This window comes from Thiomonas sp. FB-Cd, from assembly GCF_000733775.1.
In the GTDB taxonomy this organism is placed as follows: domain Bacteria; phylum Pseudomonadota; class Gammaproteobacteria; order Burkholderiales; family Burkholderiaceae_C; genus Thiomonas_A.
Window position 1 is genome coordinate 685,790 of sequence record NZ_JPOE01000005.1, and the last position, 22,436, is coordinate 708,225.

15 protein-coding genes, 2 tRNA genes, 3 rRNA genes and 1 pseudogene are annotated in these 22,436 nt (G+C 62.7%); 4 read left to right on the top strand and 17 right to left on the bottom strand.

From position 1 onward, the window contains the following. Window positions 1–81: 81 nt before the first annotated feature. The 17 genes from rpsL to CD04_RS0117065 form a co-directional block, all read right to left on the bottom strand. Entirely contained in the window at window positions 82–456 is a 375-nt protein-coding gene (gene rpsL / locus CD04_RS0116980) for a 30S ribosomal protein S12 (protein ID WP_031408931.1), read from the bottom strand. 88 nt (window positions 457–544) lie between these two features. Next, window positions 545–657 (bottom strand): 5S ribosomal RNA (gene rrf, locus CD04_RS0116985). Window positions 658–739: 82 nt separating this feature from the next. Next, window positions 740–3,615: ribosomal RNA gene (locus tag CD04_RS0116990) — 23S ribosomal RNA — on the bottom strand. 203 nt (window positions 3,616–3,818) lie between these two features. Continuing rightward, window positions 3,819–3,894: transfer RNA gene (locus CD04_RS0116995), tRNA-Ala, on the bottom strand. Between the two features lie 38 nt (window positions 3,895–3,932). After that, window positions 3,933–4,009: transfer RNA gene (locus tag CD04_RS0117000), tRNA-Ile, on the bottom strand. Between the two features lie 94 nt (window positions 4,010–4,103). Continuing rightward, window positions 4,104–5,633: ribosomal RNA gene (locus tag CD04_RS22155) — 16S ribosomal RNA — on the bottom strand. The 16S, 23S and 5S rRNA genes sit together here with 2 tRNA genes alongside, the layout of an rRNA operon. Window positions 5,634–6,059: 426 nt before the next feature. Beyond that, complete coding sequence (locus CD04_RS0117015; protein ID WP_031408934.1) at window positions 6,060–7,472, bottom strand: hypothetical protein; 1,413 nt, start codon at window positions 7,470–7,472, stop codon at window positions 6,060–6,062. After that, window positions 7,469–9,247: a hypothetical protein gene (locus CD04_RS0117020; RefSeq protein ID WP_156030319.1), complete on the bottom strand. Its 1,779-nt coding sequence runs from the start codon at window positions 9,245–9,247 to the stop codon at window positions 7,469–7,471. Before CD04_RS0117020 ends, CD04_RS0117015 begins: the two co-directional genes overlap by 4 nt. Then, window positions 9,244–10,320 carry a VWA domain-containing protein gene (locus CD04_RS22160; protein ID WP_081858061.1) on the bottom strand — a complete coding sequence of 359 codons (1,077 nt, stop codon included), beginning with the start codon at window positions 10,318–10,320 and terminating at the stop codon, window positions 9,244–9,246. Before CD04_RS22160 ends, CD04_RS0117020 begins: the two co-directional genes overlap by 4 nt. Before the next feature lie 492 nt (window positions 10,321–10,812). Beyond that, entirely contained in the window at window positions 10,813–11,961 is a 1,149-nt protein-coding gene (locus CD04_RS22760; protein ID WP_051849370.1) for a DUF58 domain-containing protein, read from the bottom strand. 14 nt (window positions 11,962–11,975) lie between these two features. Further along, a complete protein-coding gene (locus tag CD04_RS0117040; protein ID WP_051849371.1) occupies window positions 11,976–12,968 on the bottom strand; it encodes a MoxR family ATPase in 993 nt (330 codons plus the stop codon). Between the two features lie 81 nt (window positions 12,969–13,049). Beyond that, entirely contained in the window at window positions 13,050–14,270 is a 1,221-nt protein-coding gene (chrA, locus tag CD04_RS0117045) for a chromate efflux transporter (RefSeq protein ID WP_031408946.1), read from the bottom strand. 111 nt (window positions 14,271–14,381) lie between these two features. After that, window positions 14,382–15,341 (bottom strand): transposase, encoded by a 960-nt coding sequence (locus CD04_RS22170; RefSeq protein ID WP_231480722.1) that lies wholly within the window; start codon window positions 15,339–15,341, stop codon window positions 14,382–14,384. 2 nt (window positions 15,342–15,343) lie between these two features. After that, the gene (locus tag CD04_RS24870; protein WP_369792865.1) at window positions 15,344–15,523 is read right to left on the bottom strand and encodes a helix-turn-helix domain-containing protein; all 180 of its coding nucleotides are present in this window, start codon (window positions 15,521–15,523) and stop codon (window positions 15,344–15,346) included. Between the two features lie 12 nt (window positions 15,524–15,535). Continuing rightward, window positions 15,536–15,838 carry a YbeD family protein gene (locus CD04_RS0117055; protein ID WP_051849372.1) on the bottom strand — a complete coding sequence of 101 codons (303 nt, stop codon included), beginning with the start codon at window positions 15,836–15,838 and terminating at the stop codon, window positions 15,536–15,538. A 135-nt stretch (window positions 15,839–15,973) separates the two neighbouring features. Beyond that, window positions 15,974–16,834 carry a D-amino acid aminotransferase gene (locus CD04_RS0117060; protein WP_031408950.1) on the bottom strand — a complete coding sequence of 287 codons (861 nt, stop codon included), beginning with the start codon at window positions 16,832–16,834 and terminating at the stop codon, window positions 15,974–15,976. Window positions 16,835–16,871: 37 nt separating this feature from the next. Next, window positions 16,872–17,660 (bottom strand): response regulator transcription factor, encoded by a 789-nt coding sequence (locus tag CD04_RS0117065; protein ID WP_031408952.1) that lies wholly within the window; start codon window positions 17,658–17,660, stop codon window positions 16,872–16,874. Window positions 17,661–17,841: 181 nt separating this feature from the next. Here CD04_RS0117065 and CD04_RS0117070 point away from each other — a divergent pair, with 181 nt between their 5' ends. The 4 genes and pseudogenes from CD04_RS0117070 to glyQ all read left to right on the top strand — a co-directional run bounded on the left by CD04_RS0117070 (window position 17,842) and on the right by glyQ (window position 22,121). Continuing rightward, window positions 17,842–18,852: a PhoH family protein gene (locus CD04_RS0117070; protein WP_031408954.1), complete on the top strand. Its 1,011-nt coding sequence runs from the start codon at window positions 17,842–17,844 to the stop codon at window positions 18,850–18,852. Window positions 18,853–18,861: 9 nt separating this feature from the next. Next, window positions 18,862–19,350: pseudogene (ybeY, locus tag CD04_RS0117075) on the top strand (rRNA maturation RNase YbeY); the annotation flags it as partial. Window positions 19,351–19,522: 172 nt separating this feature from the next. After that, entirely contained in the window at window positions 19,523–21,085 is a 1,563-nt protein-coding gene (gene lnt / locus CD04_RS0117080) for an apolipoprotein N-acyltransferase (RefSeq protein ID WP_051849373.1), read from the top strand. 91 nt (window positions 21,086–21,176) lie between these two features. After that, on the top strand, window positions 21,177–22,121 hold the full coding sequence (glyQ, locus tag CD04_RS0117085) for a glycine--tRNA ligase subunit alpha (protein ID WP_031408960.1): 945 nt from the start codon (window positions 21,177–21,179) through the stop codon (window positions 22,119–22,121). Window positions 22,122–22,436 lie beyond the last annotated feature (315 nt).

The following is a 22,436-nucleotide window of genomic DNA, read 5'->3' on the forward strand; positions in this document are numbered from 1 at the left end:
CCAAGCTCCGCAAAGGCGGAGCACTTACTCAGCTCACCAATGAGCCGGCCAGGAGAAAAAACGGTAATTTGCTTCTTCGGATTACTTCTTCGGACGCTTGGCGCCGTACTTGGAGCGGGACTGCTTGCGGTCCTTGACACCCTGCAGATCAAGCGAACCGCGCACGATGTGATAGCGCACGCCCGGAAGATCCTTCACACGCCCACCGCGCACGAGAACCACGGAGTGCTCCTGCAGGTTATGGCCTTCGCCACCAATGTAGGAAATCACCTCAAATCCGTTGGTCAGACGTACCTTGGCCACCTTGCGAAGGGCTGAATTCGGCTTCTTCGGAGTCGTCGTGTACACCCGGGTACACACACCTCGGCGCTGCGGCGAATTTTCCATGGCCGGGCTTTTGGATTTGAGCGTTTCCGCGACACGCCCTTGGCGAACCAACTGATTGATGGTTGGCATAGTGGTTCCTTGTAGGAGGTACGTCTAGAAATGATGCATGAAAACATGACAAAAGCCCGGCCATGGTGATGGCCGGGCTGGGAGGGGTGCCTGACGATGTCCTACTTTCACACGCGAATGCGCACTATCATCGGCGCTGAGGTGTTTCACGGTCCTGTTCGGGATGGGAAGGGGTGGGACCACCTCGCTATGGTCATCAGGCGTAACTTGTTGGCGCAGGCCTGGGGCGTGCACCCAATTCGAGAAGCTGACTGCGATTGCGTCAATGCTAGATCAAAGTTATAGGATCAAGCCTCACGGGCAATTAGTACTGGTTAGCTCAACGCATTACTGCGCTTCCACACCCAGCCTATCAACGTTGTAGTCTTCAACGACCCTTCAGGGAGATCGAGTCTCCAGGGAAGCCTAATCTTGAGGCGAGTTTCCCGCTTAGATGCTTTCAGCGGTTATCTCTTCCGCACATAGCTACCCGGCGATGCCACTGGCGTGACAACCGGTACACCAGGGGTGCGTCCACTCCGGTCCTCTCGTACTAGGAGCAGCCCCTCTCAAGCTTCCAGCGCCCACGGAAGATAGGGACAAAACTGTCTCACGACGTTTTAAACCCAGCTCACGTACCTCTTTAAATGGCGAACAGCCATACCCTTGGGACCGGCTACAGCCCCAGGATGAGATGAGCCGACATCGAGGTGCCAAACACCGCCGTCGATATGAACTCTTGGGCGGTATCAGCCTGTTATCCCCAGAGTACCTTTTATCCGTTGAGCGATGGCCCTTCCATACAGAACCACCGGATCACTATGTCCTGCTTTCGCATCTGCTCGACTTGTCAGTCTCGCAGTTAAGCACGCTTATGCCATTGCACTATCAGCACGATTTCCGACCGTACCTAGCGTACCTTCGAACTCCTCCGTTACGCTTTAGGAGGAGACCGCCCCAGTCAAACTGCCCACCATGCACTGTCCCCAGTCCTGATTCAAGGACCAAGGTTAGAACCTCAAACACACCAGGGTGGTATTTCAAGGTTGGCTCCACCGGAACTAGCATTCCGGCTTCAAAGCCTCCCACCTATCCTACACAGATCTGTTCAAAGTCCAATGCAAAGCTACAGTAAAGGTTCATGGGGTCTTTCCGTCTTTCCGCGGGGAGATTGCATCATCACAAACATTTCAACTTCGCTGAGTCTCGGGAGGAGACAGTGTGGCCATCGTTACGCCATTCGTGCAGGTCGGAACTTACCCGACAAGGAATTTCGCTACCTTAGGACCGTTATAGTTACGGCCGCCGTTTACCGGGGCTTCGATCAAGAGCTTGCACCCCATCACTTAACCTTCCGGCACCGGGCAGGCGTCACACCCTATACGTCCACTTTCGTGTTTGCAGAGTGCTGTGTTTTTAATAAACAGTCGCAGCCACCTTTTCACTGCGGCCCCCTTCTGCTCGGCCTGTACGGCTTCACATACCAGGGGCGTACCTTATCCCGAAGTTACGGTACAAATTTGCCGAGTTCCTTCTCCCGAGTTCTCTCAAGCGCCTGAGAATACTCATCTCGCGCACCAGTGTCGGTTTGCGGTACGGTCATGTCCAGCTGAAGCTTAGTGGCTTTTCTTGGAAGCAGAGTATCAGTGACTTCAGCGGCAAGCCGCCTCGTCGTCGCATCTCAGCTCAGCCCCCCGGGTTTGCCTAAGGGGCACGCCTACGTGCTTGAACCGGGACATCCAACACCCGGATCACCTAACTTTCTCCGTCCCCACATCGCACTGGACAGTGGTACAGGAATATTAACCTGTTTCCCATCAGCTACGCATTTCTGCCTCGCCTTAGGGGCCGACTCACCCTACGCCGATGAACGTTGCGTAGGAAACCTTGCGCTTTCGGCGAGGGGGCTTTTCACCCCCTTTAACGCTACTCATGTCAGCATTCGCACTTCCGATACCTCCAGCATCCCTTTCAGAACACCTTCACAGGCTTACGGAACGCTCCTCTACCATGTGCTTGACGCACATCCGCAGCTTCGGTATATGGCTTAGCCCCGTTACATCTTCCGCGCAGGACGACTCGATCAGTGAGCTATTACGCTTTCTTTAAAGGATGGCTGCTTCTAAGCCAACTTCCTGACTGTCAAAGCCTTCCCACTTCGTTTCCCACTTAGCCATATTTAGGGACCTTAGCTGGCGGTCTGGGTTGTTTCCCTCTTGAGTCCGGACGTTAGCACCCGGTGCTCTGTCTCCCGTGCTCACACTCTTCGGTATTCGGAGTTTGCCTTGGTTTGGTAAGTCGCCATGACCCCCTAGCCAAAACAGTGCTCTACCCCCGAAGGTGATACACGAGGCACTACCTAAATAGTTTTCGAGGAGAACCAGCTATTTCCGGATTTGTTTAGCCTTTCACCCCTATCCACAGCTCATCCGCTAATTTTGCAACACTAGTCGGTTCGGACCTCCAGCTGGTGTTACCCAGCCTTCATCCTGGCCATGGATAGATCATCCGGTTTCGGGTCTACACCCAGCGACTCAACGCCCTGTTCGGACTCGGTTTCCCTACGCCTTCCCTATGCGGTTAAGCTTGCCACTGAATGTAAGTCGCTGACCCATTATACAAAAGGTACGCCGTCACCCTTGCGGGCTCCGACTTTTTGTATGCATACGGTTTCAGGATCTATTTCACTCCCCTCCCGGGGTTCTTTTCACCTTTCCCTCACGGTACTTGTTCACTATCGGTCGACTACGAGTATTTAGCCTTGGAGGATGGTCCCCCCATGTTCAGACAGGATTACACGTGTCCCGCCCTACTTGTCGTACGCCTAGTTCCACACCGAAATTTTCAGGTACGGGGCTATCACCCACTGCGGCCGCCCTTTCCAAAGCGTTCCCCTGATCTCGATGCTAAAACGTACAGGCTGGTCCGATTTCGCTCGCCACTACTTTCGGAATCTCGGTTGATTTCTGTTCCTCGAGTTACTTAGATGTTTCAGTTCACTCGGTTCGCCTCCCCTGCCTATGTATTCAGCAGGGGATACCCTTGCGGGTGGGTTTCCCCATTCGGACATCTACGGATCAAAGCTTGATTGCCAGCTCCCCGCAGCTTAACGCAGGCTTCCACGTCCTTCATCGCCTGTAGTCGCCAAGGCATCCACCGTATGCACTTAGTCGCTTGATCCTATAACTTTGACCTAGGCCAAAGCATAGTTCTCGTTGATAAAGTTTTGATGCAATCGCATATGCATAAATCAATATGCAATTGTCAGCTTTCGAATTGTTAAAGAACGCAGCCTATCTTTTGATCGGAATCAAACGTCAACGCACACACTCGCGTGCGTACCCTGGCGTTTGATCCAGCTTCCCCCGTGTCTTGATCGTCTGTGGTGGAGGTGAACGGGATCGAACCGATGACCCCCTGCTTGCAAAGCAGGTGCTCTCCCAGCTGAGCTACACCCCCAGATCCTGCCACGCCCCCTTGACGCCTTCGCGCCAGGCTGGTGGGTCTGGTTGGGCTCGAACCAACGACCCCCGCCTTATCAAGACGGTGCTCTAACCAACTGAGCTACAGACCCCCATGAGGACTGCAATCTAGCCACCAACGTCTGCAACTTGCGTTGCAGGCTGCCAGCCGATAAGCGTGAGCGCTTGACCATCAAGCGTTTCCAGAAAGGAGGTGATCCAGCCGCACCTTCCGATACGGCTACCTTGTTACGACTTCACCCCAGTCATGAAGCCTACCGTGGTAATCGCCCCCTTGCGGTTAGGCTAACTACTTCTGGTAAACCCCACTCCCATGGTGTGACGGGCGGTGTGTACAAGACCCGGGAACGTATTCACCGCGGCAAGCTGATCCGCGATTACTAGCGATTCCGACTTCATGCAGTCGAGTTGCAGACTGCAATCCGGACTACGAACGGTTTTCTGGGATTGGCTCCCCCTCGCGGGTTGGCTGCCCTCTGTACCGTCCATTGTATGACGTGTGTAGCCCTACCCATAAGGGCCATGATGACTTGACGTCATCCCCACCTTCCTCCGGTTTGTCACCGGCAGTCTCATTAGAGTGCCCTTTCGTAGCAACTAATGACAAGGGTTGCGCTCGTTGCGGGACTTAACCCAACATCTCACGACACGAGCTGACGACAGCCATGCAGCACCTGTGTTCTGGCTCTCTTTCGAGCACTCCCAAATCTCTTCAGGATTCCAGACATGTCAAGGGTAGGTAAGGTTTTTCGCGTTGCATCGAATTAAACCACATCATCCACCGCTTGTGCGGGTCCCCGTCAATTCCTTTGAGTTTTAACCTTGCGGCCGTACTCCCCAGGCGGTCGACTTCACGCGTTAGCTTCGTTACTGAACAGTTTCCCGTCCAACAACCAGTCGACATCGTTTAGGGCGTGGACTACCAGGGTATCTAATCCTGTTTGCTCCCCACGCTTTCGTGCATGAGCGTCAGTACAGGTCCAGGGAGCTGCCTTCGCCATCGGTGTTCCTCCGCATATCTACGCATTTCACTGCTACACGCGGAATTCCACTCCCCTCTACCGTACTCCAGTCGGGCAGTCATAAATGCAATTCCTAGGTTAAGCCCAGGGATTTCACACCTATCTTTCCCAACCGCCTGCGCACGCTTTACGCCCAGTAATTCCGATTAACGCTCGCACCCTACGTATTACCGCGGCTGCTGGCACGTAGTTAGCCGGTGCTTATTCTGCAGGTACCGTCATCAACCCGTGGTATTCACACAGGCCATTTCTTCCCTGCCAAAAGTGGTTTACAACCCGAAGGCCTTCTTCCCACACGCGGCATTGCTGGATCAGGGTTGCCCCCATTGTCCAAGATTCCCCACTGCTGCCTCCCGTAGGAGTCTGGGCCGTGTCTCAGTCCCAGTGTGGCTGGTCGTCCTCTCAGACCAGCTACGGATCGTCGCCTTGGTGAGCCTTTACCTCACCAACTAGCTAATCCGACATCGGCCGCTCCATCGACGCAAGGCCTTGCGGTCCCCTGCTTTCACCCGTAGGTCGTATGCGGTATTAGCAACGCTTTCGCGCAGTTATCCCCCATCGTTGGGCACGTTCCGATGCATTACTCACCCGTTCGCCACTCGCCACCAGGGTTGCCCCCGTGCTGCCGTTCGACTTGCATGTGTAAGGCATGCCGCTAGCGTTCAATCTGAGCCAGGATCAAACTCTACAGTTCAATCTCGGTTTTGCCTTGAAGGCTACTCAATCGAAATCACGGATTTCTCCGTACTTCTTCATGAGCATTCAACTATCTCTTTTGCAAGACAGTCAAACGCCCACACTTATCGGCTGCTTCTTGTTAAGGATCCTGCCCTCCGCACCCTCAGGCGCTTCCGGCAGCTGCTGCATTTGCAGCGAAGAAAGAGATTCTTGCACAGACTAAAACAGGTGTCAAGCGTCAGGTTTAAATTTCGCTCAACCGGGTCCGAATCGTGCTTGAATCCGCCTCGCTTCAGTCGCACTCCTGAACGAGTGCGACGAAAAAGAAGCGAAGACAGAAATTATGCGTGATGGTCTGGGTCTTGTCAACAACACCTCATCGAATCCCGCACGGGTGCGCTCCCGCATGATCGGCCCACCCGAAGTTGTGCGGACCACAACCTCACCCATCGTGTGTGCGCGGCCCGTAGCGTCGGTGCTCAAGCTGGCTCACCAGGTCCCGGTGCCTGGGGTCGACGGGCAGCCCGCAACGCGCGCGCTCGGAAAGCCAGGCCCGGAGGGTGGTGCCCGCAAGGCGTGCTGGATTGGCGGCTCGCGCTTGAGCCCAGGCGTCTGCCATGCCCTGCGGATGACCCTGGAGTGCCAGGCTCATCCATTGGCGCCGTGCTTGCGCCAGGCGCCAGCGGACAAGGGCGCTGCGGAGGCCAAACAATGCGCCAAGCAGCAGCGCACTACCGGCGATGCCGATCACCATGCGCATCAACCGCGGATCGCTAACGCGCAGAGCACCCCAGGACGCCGTGGCCAAGCGCGGCGCCTGAAGCTCGGGGTCGAGATACGGCATGCGCAGGCGTGGATAGGCAATGGTTCCGCCTGCGACAGCGCGGAATGGCCAATCCACTTGCCAAGTCTGATCCAGTGCAGGGCCTCCATCCTCGATCATCTGCACGCGGGGCGCATACATCTTGAGACCTCGGGCGACAGGAATCGATGCGAAAAACCCCTCAAGGGCTTGCCTGCCAATGGCAGGAATGTGCAATCGCGCGCGCAGCACACCCGTTTGACCGACTTGCAAATCCCTGGGCGGCGCAAACACTCGCCAGCGCGCCGGCCCCACCGCAAGGGTGGCGGGCCAGTAAGCAGGCATGCGACGCACTGGAACGACAAGATTGGGCCCCGGATAAATCATCAACTGCCCGAACCGGGTGCCCCTCAGGTGTTCGAAACGCACCTCGAGACGGCCTGCCGTCAAGGGCAATACAGCCCATGTGTGTCTCTGGACCGCAATCGCGGCGCCGTCGACGAGCGCGCTCGCATCAAGCGTCGAGATCTCCCGCACCGTCGCGTTGGCTGCGCTCATGATGACGGGGCTCCAAGTCATTCCGCCCGGACCGCCGACGTCAAGCTCGATTCGTACGGGTTGCCCCACCATGGGCTGCGGTGGCTCAATGCGGGTCCGGATGAACAAGCCCTCCTCACCTGGCGGATGAAGCGCAACTGCGACACCTTGGCCCGGACACCGAAGATCACCCACGGCAATGGGCGGCAGACGCAAGGCACCGGAGCGCATCGGGTAAAGCGTGATGCGCAACGACTCGGCCTGGCGCCCTTTGCCGTCTCGAGATTGCGAGCTGCTTTGCGCATGCAGCAACCAGTCCCTGCCGAAATCATCCTGACGCAGGGCCGGCAACCCCTGGGAAAGACCCACGCCGCGAATGTCCCAATGGAGCGGCTGCCCAAGCCCGAGTTTCGGGGGCTCGACCCTGCACACCAAACTCCCGGCCGCAGCCTCGCCACCAAGCGCACCTGCCAAGACGGCGACTGCCGCCGCAACCAAGCCGTTGACAATTCTCATGGCCGGGTCTCCACCGCCAACAGCGCCTGCTTGTTGTCGCGCGCCAGCAGATCCGCGATGAGCTGGGCGTCACGGTCGCGCAGCAACTCCACCTTGCGCCGGGCGGCCGCCTCATCTGCCGGGCCCAGCTCGGGAAATGCCGCATTGCCCGATTCGCCCGCCGCTTGTCGCTCCAGATTGCCGCCGCGCGGCAAGATCTGCTCGGATTGCACGGATCGCGCCCCTCGTGGCGCCTTGTGAGCCATTTGGGAAGGCGAAAGATCGTTCCCCGGCCCGAAAACGGCTTGGTGCGATGCCGGCCCGCGCTTGCGGATACCGACCAGCGCCGCCTCGGGGTGCTCCGCCGCCCACTGAGCCTGGGCCAAATGCAAATTGCGCACCGCTGACGGGTTGCCCGGAACCAGAGCCAAGCTTGCTGCATAGGCATCAACGGCCTCGCGCAACCCGCCTTCGAGGTGAAAGGCCGTGTTACCCAGGTTGAATAGCGCTTGCGCGCGCTCGGCGTCGGTTGGTGCATCGAGCATGGCGCGACGAAACGCGGCGCGTGCCTGCGGATAGGCTCGAAGACGATAGGCGCTATCGCCTTCACCCATGCGCGCGTCGAAGCCCGGGAGCTGCGCGTAGATTCGCCAAGCCCTTGCGTATTGCCCCAGGCGCCAAGCCTGCCAGGCCTGCCACGCCTGGGCGTTGGAGCCATGAGCCCACGCTGTGCCTGGGCTTGCGCTCAGACCCGAAAGCGCCAGAACCAGGAGCGCGGCAACGGCAGCCACAGCCATCGGCTGGCGACGCACGGCAGGCTTGGTCCGCACCAGCAGTACCAGCAGGAGCACGACCATGGCGCCCAAGAGCGGCACGCCGTAGAGCTCGCGCCACACCACCACGCTTGCCGCGGGCGCACCGTTCGAAGGTAGCCGCTCGATGCCGCGTGCGTAGAGTTCCTGCCAGGGATCGGCGCCCAGCCAGCCCACGCCACCGCCAGTGCTGGCCGCCAAAGTCAATACCCCTTCGCCGTCGTGCCGCAGGAACCCCGCGTCGGCCAGACCCGACCGCCGCTTCAGAAGCAGCACGAATACGGGAATCCGATCGTTGCGCAGTTGCCGGGCCTGCTCATGCAGGGCATCGGCCAGCGCTGCGGTAGACCCGGCGGGATCCGGCTCGGTAACGAGCAGCAACGTCCGCGATCGGCCCGGCGTGGACAGCAGTTCGTGCCGCGCCAGCGCTAGCGCCCCAGGCAAGCCAGCGCTGCGGGGCTGCTGCAACAGGTCAGACCGCGCCCGCTGCAGAAAATGCGCAAAAACACCCATGTCGTCGGTGCAGGGCAGCAATAGGCCAGCGCCAGCGCCGAAAACGGTCAAGCCGAGGCGCTCGCCGTGCAGCTTCGGGATCAGGTCCTCAAGGGCGACGCGCGCACGCTGCGTGTCGGTCATGCCGGATGCGTGCGTGGCGTGCGCAACGTCGAGCACCACCATCACGTTGACCGCGTGGCGCACCCGGGGCTGGCCCGACGCGCTGACAGCCTGCGGCTGGCGCGGACCGGCGAGGCTGGCCAGGAGCAACACCCACAGCAAGGCCTCGGCACCGAGACGCCAACCCGCCGCCCGGGTCGACTGCGCTCGCGTGGCGCTCGGGAGCAAGTGGAGATCGGCGTATTGCAGCGCATCACGCTGCGCAGCGCCCCAGGCCGAGGCGCGCCAAAGGGCGAGCAACAGTGGCGCCGCGAGCAACCACCATGCCCACGGACGTGCCCATTGCAGATCAGCGGGCCACACGCTCATCGCGATGACTCCCGAGCGCTGAGGCGCTGCGCACGTGCGGCGCTCCTTGCGCGGCGCGGGCTTCGCGGCGAGCGCTGCCATTGCGCCAGCAGCCACAAGACGATACCGAGACCCAGCGGCCATGCGTAGAGTTCTTGTGTGCGCCTGTGCTGCGCCGGCGGCTGGAGAGTGGGAGCAAGACGGCCAATGGCCTCGATGGCCGCCTTTTGCGCACCACCATCAGCGGCGTAAAAATACTGGCCACCCGTGAGCTGCGCAATGGCGCGCAAGTCGGGCTGCGGCCCAAGGTAGGCAGGCACGGTATACGGCTTGCCGCTTGCCGGCGTGTCGCCCACCTGCACGGTGAAGATACGAATGCCCAAGGCATGCGCCAAAGCCGCTGCCTGCGCCGGACTGATCTGCCCTGTGTTGCTCACGCCGTTGTCGGAATACACGATGAGCACGGGCTTGAGCCGACCCTGCGCCCGCACCTGACGCAGCGCAAGGCCAATGGCATCCCCCAATGCGGTGTCATCGCCCAGCATCCCGATGCGCGCACGCTCGAGCATGGCGCCGGCGAGTTGGCGGTCGAAGGTTGGCGGAAGCAGCGTGGCTGCATGGCTACCGAAAGCAATAATGCCGAAACGATCACCCTCCCGCGCGTGCACGAAACGCTCGAATACCCGCTTGACCACCGCCAGCCGCTCAGCCGGCTTGCCGTTCCAGCGCAGGTCAGTGATGCTCATGGTCAAGGATGTATCCAGCAGCACGACGACGTCTCGACCCTGCCGCGGCGGCTGCACCCAAGCGCCGAGGCGCTGTGGCTCGGCCAGTGCCAGCACCCAGCAGGCCAAAGCAAGCGCTGGAAGCAGGCGGCGCATCGAGGAATGCCGGGCGTGCGCCGGCACCGCCCGCAACAGGCCGTGCAGATCGGGATGCAACAACGCGATGCGAGGCCGCGCTCGCTCAGGCACCCCGCCTCGCCGCAGAAGCAACCAGCCCAGGAGGGCGACGGCGGGCAGGAGCGCGAACGCCAGCGGGCGATCCCAGTGCAGATTGCTTGCGATCGCGTGCTGCAAATCCTGCCAGGGCATGGACCATGCGCGGATCATCGCCCAGCCTCGTTCTTTGGCGGAGGTGCGTGCCCCCGGACGCAGCGCGCGCACCCACCATCCCCCGCCAGATCTGCCAGCGAAGTGCCGTACGCAACGCATGCAGCAGTTCGGGCAAGGCGCCAGGGTCGGCGCCAGGGTCGAAACGCAGGGTGTCGGCCATGGCGCGCACAACCGCAGGAAGGACAGCCGACGGTACGCCAGCTGCCGCGCTGCAGGCCAGGGCGGCACTGGCTAGACGAGATGCATCGGCAGCATTCGCACAAACCATTGCCTGCGCCCGGATGCGCCGCAAGGCGCGCAGGCCACGCAGCGGCTTGCGCGCTCGCCCGATAACCCAAGTGGCGGCGACTGCCGCCACAAGCATTGCCGTGACAAGAAGCACGCCCCATGGCCCCTGCCACCACGACGCCGCGGCCGGCGGCGGGAATGGACGTGGTGGCACGATGTCCGCCAGCGCGGATAGACGATCGATCATGAATGCCGCCGGGACGCCCCAATTTCGGCTGCGTGCGGGCGTGAAGGCCATGCCTCTTTGGGCGCTTCACCCTCCCTGCCTGATCTCCGTGCCGCCGTCGTGCGGCCGCCTGCGGCGACCCTCGCGCCCAGCGCGGCACCGAGGGCGTGCAGCATGGATGCACCGTCGTCAGTGGTGTGCAATTCAACCAGCCGCGCCCCGGCGGCCTCAAGCTGATGCAAGCGAGCGGCGGCAGATTGCTGCGCAGCCTGCGCATAGTGCCCTCGCAGCCGCTCATCCGTTTGCAGCCAACCAACCGCTCCAGTGGCCAGGTCCTCGAACCACGCCTGCCCCATCGAGTCAAGCGTGATTTCTGCCGGGTCGCGGATGAACAGCACCAGCACTTCGGCCGCCACGCCCAAGCTCCACAAGGATGAGGCAGCGGATGCGTCGAACCAGGACCAGTCACCCGCCATGACGATCCGTGTGGGCCGAGGGTTGCTGCTGCCCAAGCGCTTCGCCCACGCGGCGAACTGCATCTGGGATTGCCGTGGCGCAGCTCGTGCAAAAGGTGCAGGGGTCGCCAGCAGCGTCTCAACCATCAACCAGTTTGCCAGCCGCCGCACCGCTGGCACGCCGCGGCCAAAGCCTCGCACGTGCAGCCCATCATCCTTCCAAAGACTGCAGGTAATCGCCGTCTGCGCCGACTGCTTGGCCTGCATGCCTGCGGCCAGCTGTACCGCACGCGCGGCTTGCTGTGCCTTGGTTCGCACGCGCGTGCCGAAGGCCATGCTCCCGCGCAAGTCGATCAACCCGTGCCAGGCGCCGGCGTGCTCCTCGTGGTGCAGCTTCACATGGGGCTTGCCGGTACGGGCCATCAATGTCCAGTGCATGCTGCGCAGGTCGTCGCCCGCTTGGTAGGCTCGGCTTTCGACGTAGTCCATCCCGCGCCCGGTAAACACCGACCCTCCCTCGCCCGGGTTACGCCGCCGGGTCGCCAGACTCGGTGGCGCCACTTTCGGGCCCTTGCCTAGCAAGGCGGCGAGCTCGACCCAGTCCTGGGCGCTGAGCAGCGTGAGGGGGCCCGACGCAGGCACCGAGGGCTGTCCCAAGATGTCCCGCAGGGTGCCCAGCGCTTTGCGCAGATTAAGCGGCCTGCCGTGCATGACCGAGGATCAGGCTAGGGTACCGGGATCGCTTGCAGGAGCGCGGCGACCAGATCGTCGGTGCTGAGGCCCTGCAAATCGGCCTCGAGCGCAAGCACGATGCGATGGCGCAACACATCGGGCGCAAGCTCTTGAATGTCGTCGGGCAGTACAAAATCGCGGCCGCGCAAGTAGGCCAGCGCCTGCGCGGCGTGGGCCAGGGCCAAAACGGCGCGCGGAGAGGCGCCAGCCTCGACCATCCCCTGCAGTCGCGGCACATGGGCGCCCGGGGTGCGCGTCGCACGGACCAGTTCGACGATGTAGTGGCGCAGGATCGGGGCCAGATGCACCCGGCGCACGGCATGCCGTGCATCCAGTACAGCAGCCGCGGACACCACTGTCGGCGGAGCCACCGCGTTCGCGGTGGGCGCTAGGTCGCGCGCCATGGACATGTCCAGAATTCGCAGCTCTTCGTCAGCTTGCGGATAGTCCAACACCACGTGCAGCAAGAACCGATCGAGTTGGGCTTCGGGCAGCGGATAGGTGCCTGACTGCTCGAGCGGATTTTGGGTCGCCATCACCAAGAAAAGTGCGGGCAAAGCCCGCGTGACGCCGCCCACGGTGACCTGCCGCTCCTGCATCGCCTCCAGCAGCGCCGACTGCACCTTGGCTGGCGCCCGGTTGATTTCGTCCGCCAGCACAATGTCGTGGAACAGCGGCCCCGGAACGAAGCGCATTGCACCCTCCCCGGGCAAATACACGTCGGTCCCTGTCAGGTCGCCAGGCAGCAGGTCGGGGGTGAACTGGACACGCTGGAATCCCGCGTGAACCGCCTCGGCAAGCGCCTTCACAGCCGTGGTCTTCGCCAGCCCCGGCAACCCCTCCACAAGCAGATGCCCACCCGTCAGGAGCGCGATGACCAAGCGGTCGAGCAGCGCCTGTTGGCCAACGATGGTCTGCGCAAGCTGCGCGCGCAGTGCCGCGATGGCGGCTGGGTCGTGGGGCGTGTTGGTGGCGTGAGCAGACATGGTGAGGGCGAGATGGCCAGAAAACGTCGGTTTTCAGGCGATTTGTCGCCCGACCGGTTGCGCAGATTGGCAGTTTTTACATCATCCGTAAACGATCCAGCCAGCGAATGCGCCGGCAAGCACCACCATCCAAGGAGGAGTCTTCCAGAACGCCAGGGCAGCGAATAGCCCTAGCGCCAGCGCAAAGTCCTGCCGCGTCAATACTGCATTGACCCAAACCGGATCGTAGAGCGCCGCCAGAAGCAGGCCGACCACCGCAGCGTTTAGCCCGGCCAACGCGCCGCGCGCGTACGTGCTGTGGCGCAGACGCTGCCAATAGGGCAGCACCGCGACCACCAGCAAGAATGCGGGCAAAAATATTGCAACCAGCGCCACCGTGGCGCCGACCCAGCCTTGCGGCGGGCGCTGCATGACCGCACCGAGAAATGCGGCGAAACTGAACAAGGGTCCGGGCAGCGCTTGCGCGGCACCGTAGCCCGCAAGGAAATGGGCCTGCGAGACCCATCCGGGCCGCACGATCGCCGTTTGCAACAGGGGCAAAACGACATGCCCGCCACCGAACACAAGCGAAGACACGCGGTCGAAGGCGGCGGCCACTCGCAACACCGGACTGTCCAGGGCCTGCGCCAGTGCCGGCAAGCCCACGAGCAAGGCGAAAAACCCGCCGAGCGCTGCAAGCGCCATGCGATGGCCAAGCGTGCTGTGCACTGCATCCTCGTCACCACCCCGGGCGCCGGCAATTGGAGCGCCGCGAAGCAGAACCAAGCCCATCACGCCGGCGATGATGATCCCGCCGAGCTGGACCCAAGCCCCAGGCTCCAGCAAAACCCAAAGGGCGAAAACCATGGCGATGCCTATGCGCAGCGAATCTGTGCAAAAGCTCTTCGCCATGCCCCACACGGCCTGCGCCACCACGGCCACCGCCACCAGTTTGAGGCCATGCCCAATCCCCAGCGGCACGCTCATGTCCGGGTCATGCAACACAAACGCGAATCCCCACATCAGCAGCGCCGAAGGCAGCGTGAAGCCCAGCCACGCGGCGAGACCGCCCGGCAGGCCGGCGCGCAACAGCCCGATACCGATACCCACCTGGCTACTGGACGGGCCCGGCAGGAACTGACACACCGCCACCAAATCGGCGTAAGCATGCTCGCTCAACCAGCGTCGGCGCGTGACAAACTCCTGTCGAAAATATCCCAAATGCGCGATCGGCCCGCCAAAAGACGACAGTCCCAATCGAAGGAACACCTGAAGAATCGTCCAAGCGGAGGTGCGGTCTCGTGAAATGGTGGTGGCGGTCATTGGCGCACGGATCGGGCCCATCTAGCGGGCTACGCGAATGTTAGCCGCCTTGACTGCTCCCCGGCCTGAAGGCCGAAGATTCCCACTTCACAGAGCCCTGCCCATGCCGCTTTACAGCAACACGGGACTGACAGTCTCTCCATGGGCTGCTACCGCAAGTCCTGCGGCCAATACATTGCGCGCTGCGTTCACGTCGCGATCGTGGCGCGTGCCGCACTCCGGGCACGTCCATTCGCGCACGCTGAGCGGCATCCTGCCTTGCACATGGCCGCAGGCCGAGCAGGTCTTGCTGCTCGGGTACCAGCGGTCAATGCCAATCAGCGTGCGCCCATTCCACTGCGCCTTGTACTCAAGCTGCCTGACGAACTCTGACCAGCCTGCATCGCTGATCGACTTCGCCAAGCAGTGGTTGCGCTGCATGTTCGATACGGACAGCGTCTCGACGGCGATCACTGGGTTTTCGCTGATCAGTCGGGTCGAGAGCTTGTGCAGGAAGTCCCTGCGCGCGTCCGTGATATGCGCATGCAGCGCAGCAACTTTCAACTTCAACTTCGCCCGGTTCTTCGAGCCGAGCTTGGCTCGCGCCAGCCGGCGCTGGCGCACGGCCAGTCGCGCTTCGCAGCGGCGAAAGGCCTTGGGGGATGCGACCTTCTCGCCACTGGAGAGGACCGCGAAGTGGGTGAGCCCCAGGTCGATGCCGACCTGGCCGGATGCAGCCTTCCTGGACGTGACCACGTCGTCGCACAGCAGCGCGGCGAAGTACCGCCCCGCAGTGTCGCGCGAGATGGTCACGGTCGTGAGCTTGGCCGCCTGGGGCAAGGTGCGCGACCAGCGGATGTCCAGCGGCGCGTCCATCTTCGCCAGACGCAACTCGCGCCGGCCCGCGTCCCACCGGAATGCGCTGGTGGTGTACTCGGCCGCCTGCGGCCCGTCCTTGCGCTTGAAGGACGGGTACTGGGCTCGCTTGGCGAAGAAGTTCGAGAACGCGGTGTTCAGGTGCCGCAGCGCCTGCTGCACGGGCACGCTGCTGACTTCGTTCAGCCACGCATGCTCGGGCGTCTTCTTGAGCATGGTCAGCGCGGCGGAGGTTTCGTGGTAGCCCACGCGTCCTGGCGCTGCATCCAGGCGTCGCTGCGCAGGCGCAGCATGTGGTTGTAAGCGAAGCGTGCGCACCCGAAGGTTCGAGCCAGTGCGTCAACTTGCTCGGGCGTCGGGTAGAAGCGAAAGCGATAGGCGCGCTTGGCGGCCCGAATGACCGGAGCGAACTACAACACGACGGCGACCATGGGGTGCGATGTCAGCGCCATGTACAGCGCATCGAGTTGGACGCGACTCGTGGCCCGGATCGTGCATGTACAGCTGAGATAATTGCGCCCGCTCGAGGGTCGCAATTCCATGCTCGAGGGGTCGAAATCGGGTGCATGCTTCAGCACCACCGCGGCCACCGCGTCGGCGAAACCATCGGCGTTGCGCCCCATCACCTTGATGGGAAAGTCGCACGGGTAATGGATCAAACTGTCGCCATCCTGAGCGGATGCAGGCAGGGAGGCGGACTTGAGCTTGGACATGATGGCAATGGGCAGGCTCGAACGAGAGTCCGGAGCATGCGCAAGAGAGAATGTTCGAATTGTCCCCCAGATGGCGACTTGGCGCACCGCAGCGTTCGCATCCCCCGGCGTGTGCCGCCGCGGCAAGGTTCCTGCCTAAGAGGAGTGCAGTTCGGCCCGCTTGGCTGACTGATAGGCGGCGTACAGCGCGGCATACACCGGCCCGGGCAACCCCGCGCCCACCGGTCGGTCGTCAAGCAGGGTCACGGCCAGCACCTCTTTCGTCGCTGACGTGAGGAGGATCTCGTCGGCGCAACGCAGCTCCCACTCCGCCACTGGCCGGCGACGCACCGCCACGCCGCTTGATGCAGCGAGCTCATCCATGAGCGCCACGCGGATGCCCTCAAGCTTGAGGTGATCCATCGGCGGACTCAGAAGTTGGCCGTGTCGCACGACCCAGACATTGGAAGACGATGCCTCGGTGAGCCAACCGTCGCGGATCAGAATGGTTTCCTGTGCGCCCACCTCAGCGGATGCCTGGCGCGCCAAGACACTGCCCAGAAGCGAGATGCTTTTGACGTGCGCGCTCAGCCAGCGCATGTCGGGCAGGGTGACGGCGGATGCACCCTTTTCGCGCAGCCCCGCCTGGACATGCGGGAAGGGAAAACTGTAGGCGAACACGGTGGGCACCGTGTTCGCAGGAAAGGCGTGGTCACGCCGAGCCACGCCGCGCGTCACCTGTATGTAAATGCACTGATCAGCCGGATCGTTGTCGGCGAGCAGTCGCTCCAGCAGCGCGGCCCATTGGTTGCAATCCAGCGGATTTTCCAATCCGACAGCGCCCAGGGAGCGCCCCAGACGGGCAAGGTGCGCGTCCAGGCGAAACGGCCGGCGCGCGTAGGCGGGCACCACCTCGTAGACCCCGTCGCCGAAAATGAATCCACGGTCCAACACGGACACCCGCGCTTCGTCCAGCGGCACAAAGGCGCCGTTGAGATAACACTGCGACGGGCGCATGCCTATGGCGACGGAAAAGCCGGAACGGGAAGGTGATTCAGCGCACCAGGCCGCGACGCGCCGCTTCCAGCGCCGCCTCGGCTCGCGAGGAAATATCAAGCTTGCGGTAAATCTGCTTGACGTAATCGGCCACCGTATGGCGTGAAAGTCCAAGCTGCTGCGCGATTTCCGGCAACGTGTAGCCCTTTCCAACCCGTTGCAGCACTTCGGTTTCGCGATCGGTGAGCACCACTTCGGGCTCCTCAACCATGCCAGGGCGTGCATGACTCTGTGGGCTTAGATAGCGGGCCAAGTCTTGCGTGTCTGCAGGTGGGGCGCCTCCCACGTCCGTCACGCGACGCCCCCACTTCACATCGCCGGAGGCCTGCGCACCGGGCGCTGTTGCCTGGCCGCGGATGGCGGCAAAATGCTGCAGCATGCGGCGAGCCACTGTAGAACTCAGCGGCGGCTCCCCCTCCTGGATGCGCCGCAGCTGCGCCACCAGCTCGATTTCAGGCCGGTCTTTCAACACGTAGCCAAAAGCGCCGGCTTGCAACGCAGGGAACAAGTGGGCGTCGTCGTCAAACATGGTGACAACCACTGCGCGCGCCTGCGGCTGCGCAAGATGCAGTGTGCGCAGCACGTCAAGCCCGCTGCCGTCCGGAAGCCCGAAGTCGATCAGCGCCAACTCGACCGTGCGCGTCCGAATCAGCTTCTCGGCTTGCGCACGAGTGCTGGCCTCACACACAGGGAGCTCAGGCAAGACTTGGCTCAGCAGGCGGGCCATCGCCGTGCGAGACTCGGCGCTGTGTTCGACGATGAGGGTGCAGCGCGGGGCGTGTGTCATGAGGTTGAAGAAGGGCCTGGGGCACAAACCGCTTTCAGACGTATCGCGGGCTGAATTTGTCAACCCGCATTGTAGGGGTCAGCCGGGGCCACCGCCCCGTGCATCGCGATTGAGCCGCATGACGCACAATCACGGATGTGGCGGCCAGCCCGGCGTCAGCCCCCTTTTATGCGGACAGTCTTTGATTCTCAAACACGATTTCTCGCCTGCAGACAATGTGCGCCTCGCCCATCTCTGCGGGCCGCTGGACGAAAACCTGCGGCAGATCGAGATTGCCTTCGATATCGCCATTCGTCGCCGTGCCCAGAATTTCACGCTCGAAGGCGCGCGTGCGCGCTCCGCGCTTGCATTGCTGCAGGCTCTGTGGCTGCGTGCTGATCAAACCCTGAGCCTGGATGACATCCAACTCGAACTGACCCAGGCTGCCCAGGGCCAGGAGCCGAGTCTTCAACCCGCAGCCAACGAGCCGGTGTTGCACACCCGCCGGGCCGGTTTGCACGGCCGCACGGCCCATCAGGCTGAATACATCCGCAACATCCTCGGCCATGACCTGAGCCTGGGTCTGGGGCCTGCCGGCACGGGCAAGACCTTTCTCGCCGTGGCCTGCGCCGTCGATGCGCTGGAGCGCAACGCTGTCGAGCGGCTGGTGCTCACCCGCCCTGCCGTGGAAGCGGGTGAGCGCCTGGGCTTCCTGCCAGGGGACCTGGCGCAGAAGATCGACCCCTATCTGCGACCGCTGTACGACGCGCTCTATGACCTGCTCGGTTTCGAAAGCACGCAAAAGCTGTTTGAGCGCGGCACCATCGAGATCGCCCCGCTGGCTTTCATGCGCGGAAGAACGCTGAACAATGCCTTCATCATCCTTGATGAGGCGCAGAACACGACGCCCGAGCAGATGAAGATGTTCCTGACCCGCATCGGATTCGGCTCGCGGGCAGTCATCACCGGCGATCTGAGCCAGGTCGACCTGCCGCGCGGCGCACAAAGCGGTCTTACACAGGCGGAGCGCATCCTTGACGGCGTGCGTGGCGTAGCCATCACGCGATTTACCACGGTGGACGTGGTGCGCCACCCACTGGTGGCGCGCATCGTTGAAGCGTACGAAAAGGCAGAGGCCAAACCTGCGCAGGTGAGCGCGGCAACAACACCTCCAAAGCGCAGGTCTGCGGCGCGCCGCAGCGCACCGGAGTAACCGCTCGCCATGCGCGCCACAGCCCTCCCATTGCAACTTTCGGTGCAATTTGCAACCCCTGTGCACCGCCCCCTGCTACCCCGCCCGATGCTGCGGCGCTGGGTACGCGCGGCCCTTGGGTGCGGGCCTGATGATGCCACGCTGCGCGAAAGCGCAGGCGCCTTGCCCGCATCGGCGCAGATCACGCTGCGCTTCGTGGATGCAGACGAAGGCCGTGAGTTGAACCGCACCTACCGGCACAAGGATTACGCGACCAACGTACTCACCTTTGACTACCAGCACTGGCCTCCTGCCGCCGACGTAATTCTGTGCGCCGACGTGGTGGCGCGCGAAGCAGCCGCGCAGGGCAAGACGTTGCAGGCGCACTACGCCCATCTGGTGGTGCATGGCGTGCTCCATGCCCTGGGTTGGGATCATGAGCGCCCAACTGACGCCGACCGCATGGAAGGGGCTGAGCGCAAAGCGCTTGCCCTCCTCGGCTTCCCAGATCCCTATGCCACAGCCGATGAGCCGACGGGCGTGGCCGCGGCCACGGGCCGCACCCGCATAAAGAGGGGCAATGCCCAGTGCGGCCTTGCGTCGGGCTCGGCAATCATCGCCGCGACGTGTGAGCCGCGTGGCGACCCGCAGGCGAGCAAAAAGACGCGCAAGCCAAAACCCCCCACCGCCGATGCGTAAGTTGCCCCTGCGACGCGTCGCCACCCTCCTGCTGCCGCTGCTCCTTGGTGCCGCCTTGGCGCAGACCTTTGGCCGTCCCCAGTACGGCTCCTTTTCTGTCGTGATTGTGGCCATTTTCGCGGCACTGCTATGGCGCACGCCGCAGAGCTCCATGCGCGCCCGTGCCAAGCGCGGTGCCTTGATGGGCCTGCTGTTCGGGCTGGGCTGGTTCGCCGGCGGATTATGGTGGCTGTACATCAGCATGGCCGTGTACGGAGGCATGGCGGCGCCGTTGGCCGCGTCCGCCGTGGTGCTGTTTTCGGCGTATCTGGCCCTCTACCCGCTGCTCGCCGGCGCACTGGCTGCTGCGCTTGCGCCACCCGCAACGTCACGCCCTTGGCATGCGGCGCGCGGCGTGGGCGCCGCGCTGGCGTTCGCCGGAGCGTGGACCTTGGCCGAAGTCCTGCGAGGCACCGTATTCACCGGATTCCCCTGGCTGGCGCTGGGCTACGCCCAAGTGGGCAATCCGTTAGCCGGGTATGCGCCGATACTCGGCATGTACGGGGTTGATTTTGCTGCTGCGCTAACCGCCGCACTTTTGGCTGCGCTCACCCAGGTGAGCCTGCGCGGAGCGGCGCTGGCAGCAGGCCTGCTGATCATTCTGGCCGTGGCCGGGCAACAGCTCGCAAACGTGCGCTGGACCCATCCCACGGGACCCCAGTTCACCGTGGCACTTTTGCAAGGCGACGTGCCACAAGGCGAGAAATTCCGCCCCGAGCGTCTGGCCCCGACCCTGAGCCTCTATGGCAACTGGCTCACCACTTTGCGCGCTGACCTCATCGTCACCCCCGAGACCGGGGTGCCCGTTCTTCCTGAAGATTTGCCACCGAGCTATCTTCACACGATTGCCACCGCCCTTAGGTCGCATCACGCCCAGGCCTTGCTCGGCATTCCACTGACGCGCGGGGCCAATCAATACACCAACAGCGTGCTCGGCATTGGCGCCGCGGCCCCGTACCGCTACGACAAGGCGCATCTCGTGCCCTTCGGCGAATTCATCCCCTATGGGTTTCACTGGTTCGTTCGCCTGATGCACATTCCCCTTGGCGATTTTGCGCGCGGCACGTTCCACCAGCCGTCCTTCGCGGTTGACGGCGCCAGGGTGGCGCCCACAATCTGCTACGAGGATCTGTTTGGTGAGCAGTTGGCACAGCGCTTTCGCAACCCTGCGCACGCGCCGAACGTCATCGCCAACCTGACGAATCTTGCGTGGTTCGGCGACACCATTGTGATCCCGCAGCATCTGGAGATCGCCCGTATGCGCTCGCTGGAGTTTCAGCTGCCGACCATCCGCGCGACCAACACGGGAGCAACGGCCATCATCGCCGCAAACGGCCGCGTGCAGGCAATGCTGCCCCCGTTCACTGTGGGTGTTCTCACAGGCCATGTACAGGCGTACGCGGGTCTTACGCCATTCGCCTGGGCTGCGTCGCAATTCGGCTACGCGCCCATCGTGCTCGTATGCCTGCTGGCTCTCGGCGTGGCGATTGCATTGGCCCGAACCCGGGCGCGGTGATCCCCGGCGCGTTGCGTGCTGCGGATCAGACCGATGCTCCTGGGCCGGGGGCCGTGGCTTTCTACAATTCGGGTTTTTCCAGGCGCCATCCATGCCCACCTTCCAACACATCATCCTCACGCTGCAGACGTACTGGGCAAACCAGGGCTGTGCATTGCTGCAACCATACGACATGGAAGTCGGCGCGGGAACCAGCCATACGGCGACGTTTCTGCGCGCCATCGGCCCCGAGCCCTGGAGTGCTGCCTATGTGCAGCCCAGCCGAAGGCCAAAGGACGGTCGTTATGGCGACAACCCCAATCGCCTCCAGCACTACTACCAGTTCCAGGTCGTGCTCAAGCCGGCGCCAAGCAACATCCTCGACCTGTATCTCGGCAGTCTGCAGGCACTGGGGTTTGATTTGAAGGTCAACGATGTCCGCTTCGTCGAGGACGATTGGGAGAACCCCACGCTCGGCGCCTGGGGCCTCGGCTGGGAAGTGTGGCTGAACGGGATGGAGGTCACGCAATTCACCTACTTCCAGCAAGTTGGCGGCATCGACTGCAAGCCGATCACAGGCGAAATTACGTATGGCCTGGAGCGCCTGGCCATGTACCTCCAGGGAGTGCAAAGCGTGTATGACCTGGTATGGACGGAGACCACGGTCGCGGGCGACAACCAGGTGCTGCGCTATGGCGACGTGTTTCACCAAAACGAGGTGGAGCAAAGCACGTACAACTTCGAGCAAAGCGATGTGGCCTTCTTGCTCCAGGCGTTCACTGCGCACGAGAGGCAAGCCCAGCACCTGATGGGCCAGCAACTGGCGCTGCCCGCCTATGAGCAGGTGCTCAAATGCGCCCATACCTTCAATCTTCTTGACGCACGCGGATCCATTTCGGTGACTGAACGCGCGGCGTACATCGGCCGGATCCGCCACCTCGCGCGCGGGGTGGCGCAGGAGTATTTGGGCAGCCGCGCTCGGCTGGGTTTTCCGCTGGCGCCGCGCAACTGGGCGGAAGAAACCGTGAGCGCTCTGGCCCAGAAAAAGGCCGCGTGAGGCGCTGGTCTTGCGCCCCGCGTACCCACATCTGCATGCACGGCATGAAACTGCAAAGCACCCTATGGGAAGGTTTCGCCGCCGCGCACCGTCGGGCCGCGGGCTGCATGGGTCTGCATCGGGGCGTGTCCCAAGTCACGGCGATCATGACTTGGCAAGGCGGCTTAAATGTGCCGGGTGCGCACGCTCACGAAAGGCAAACAGAGCTCCGCAATGCAACGGCCTGCTGCATTCGCGACGACGGGCTCCGGTGATGGCCAGTGCCGCGCCGGACTTCACCAGCCCACCCGCCGTGCGGGCCCTGGACGCCGCCGC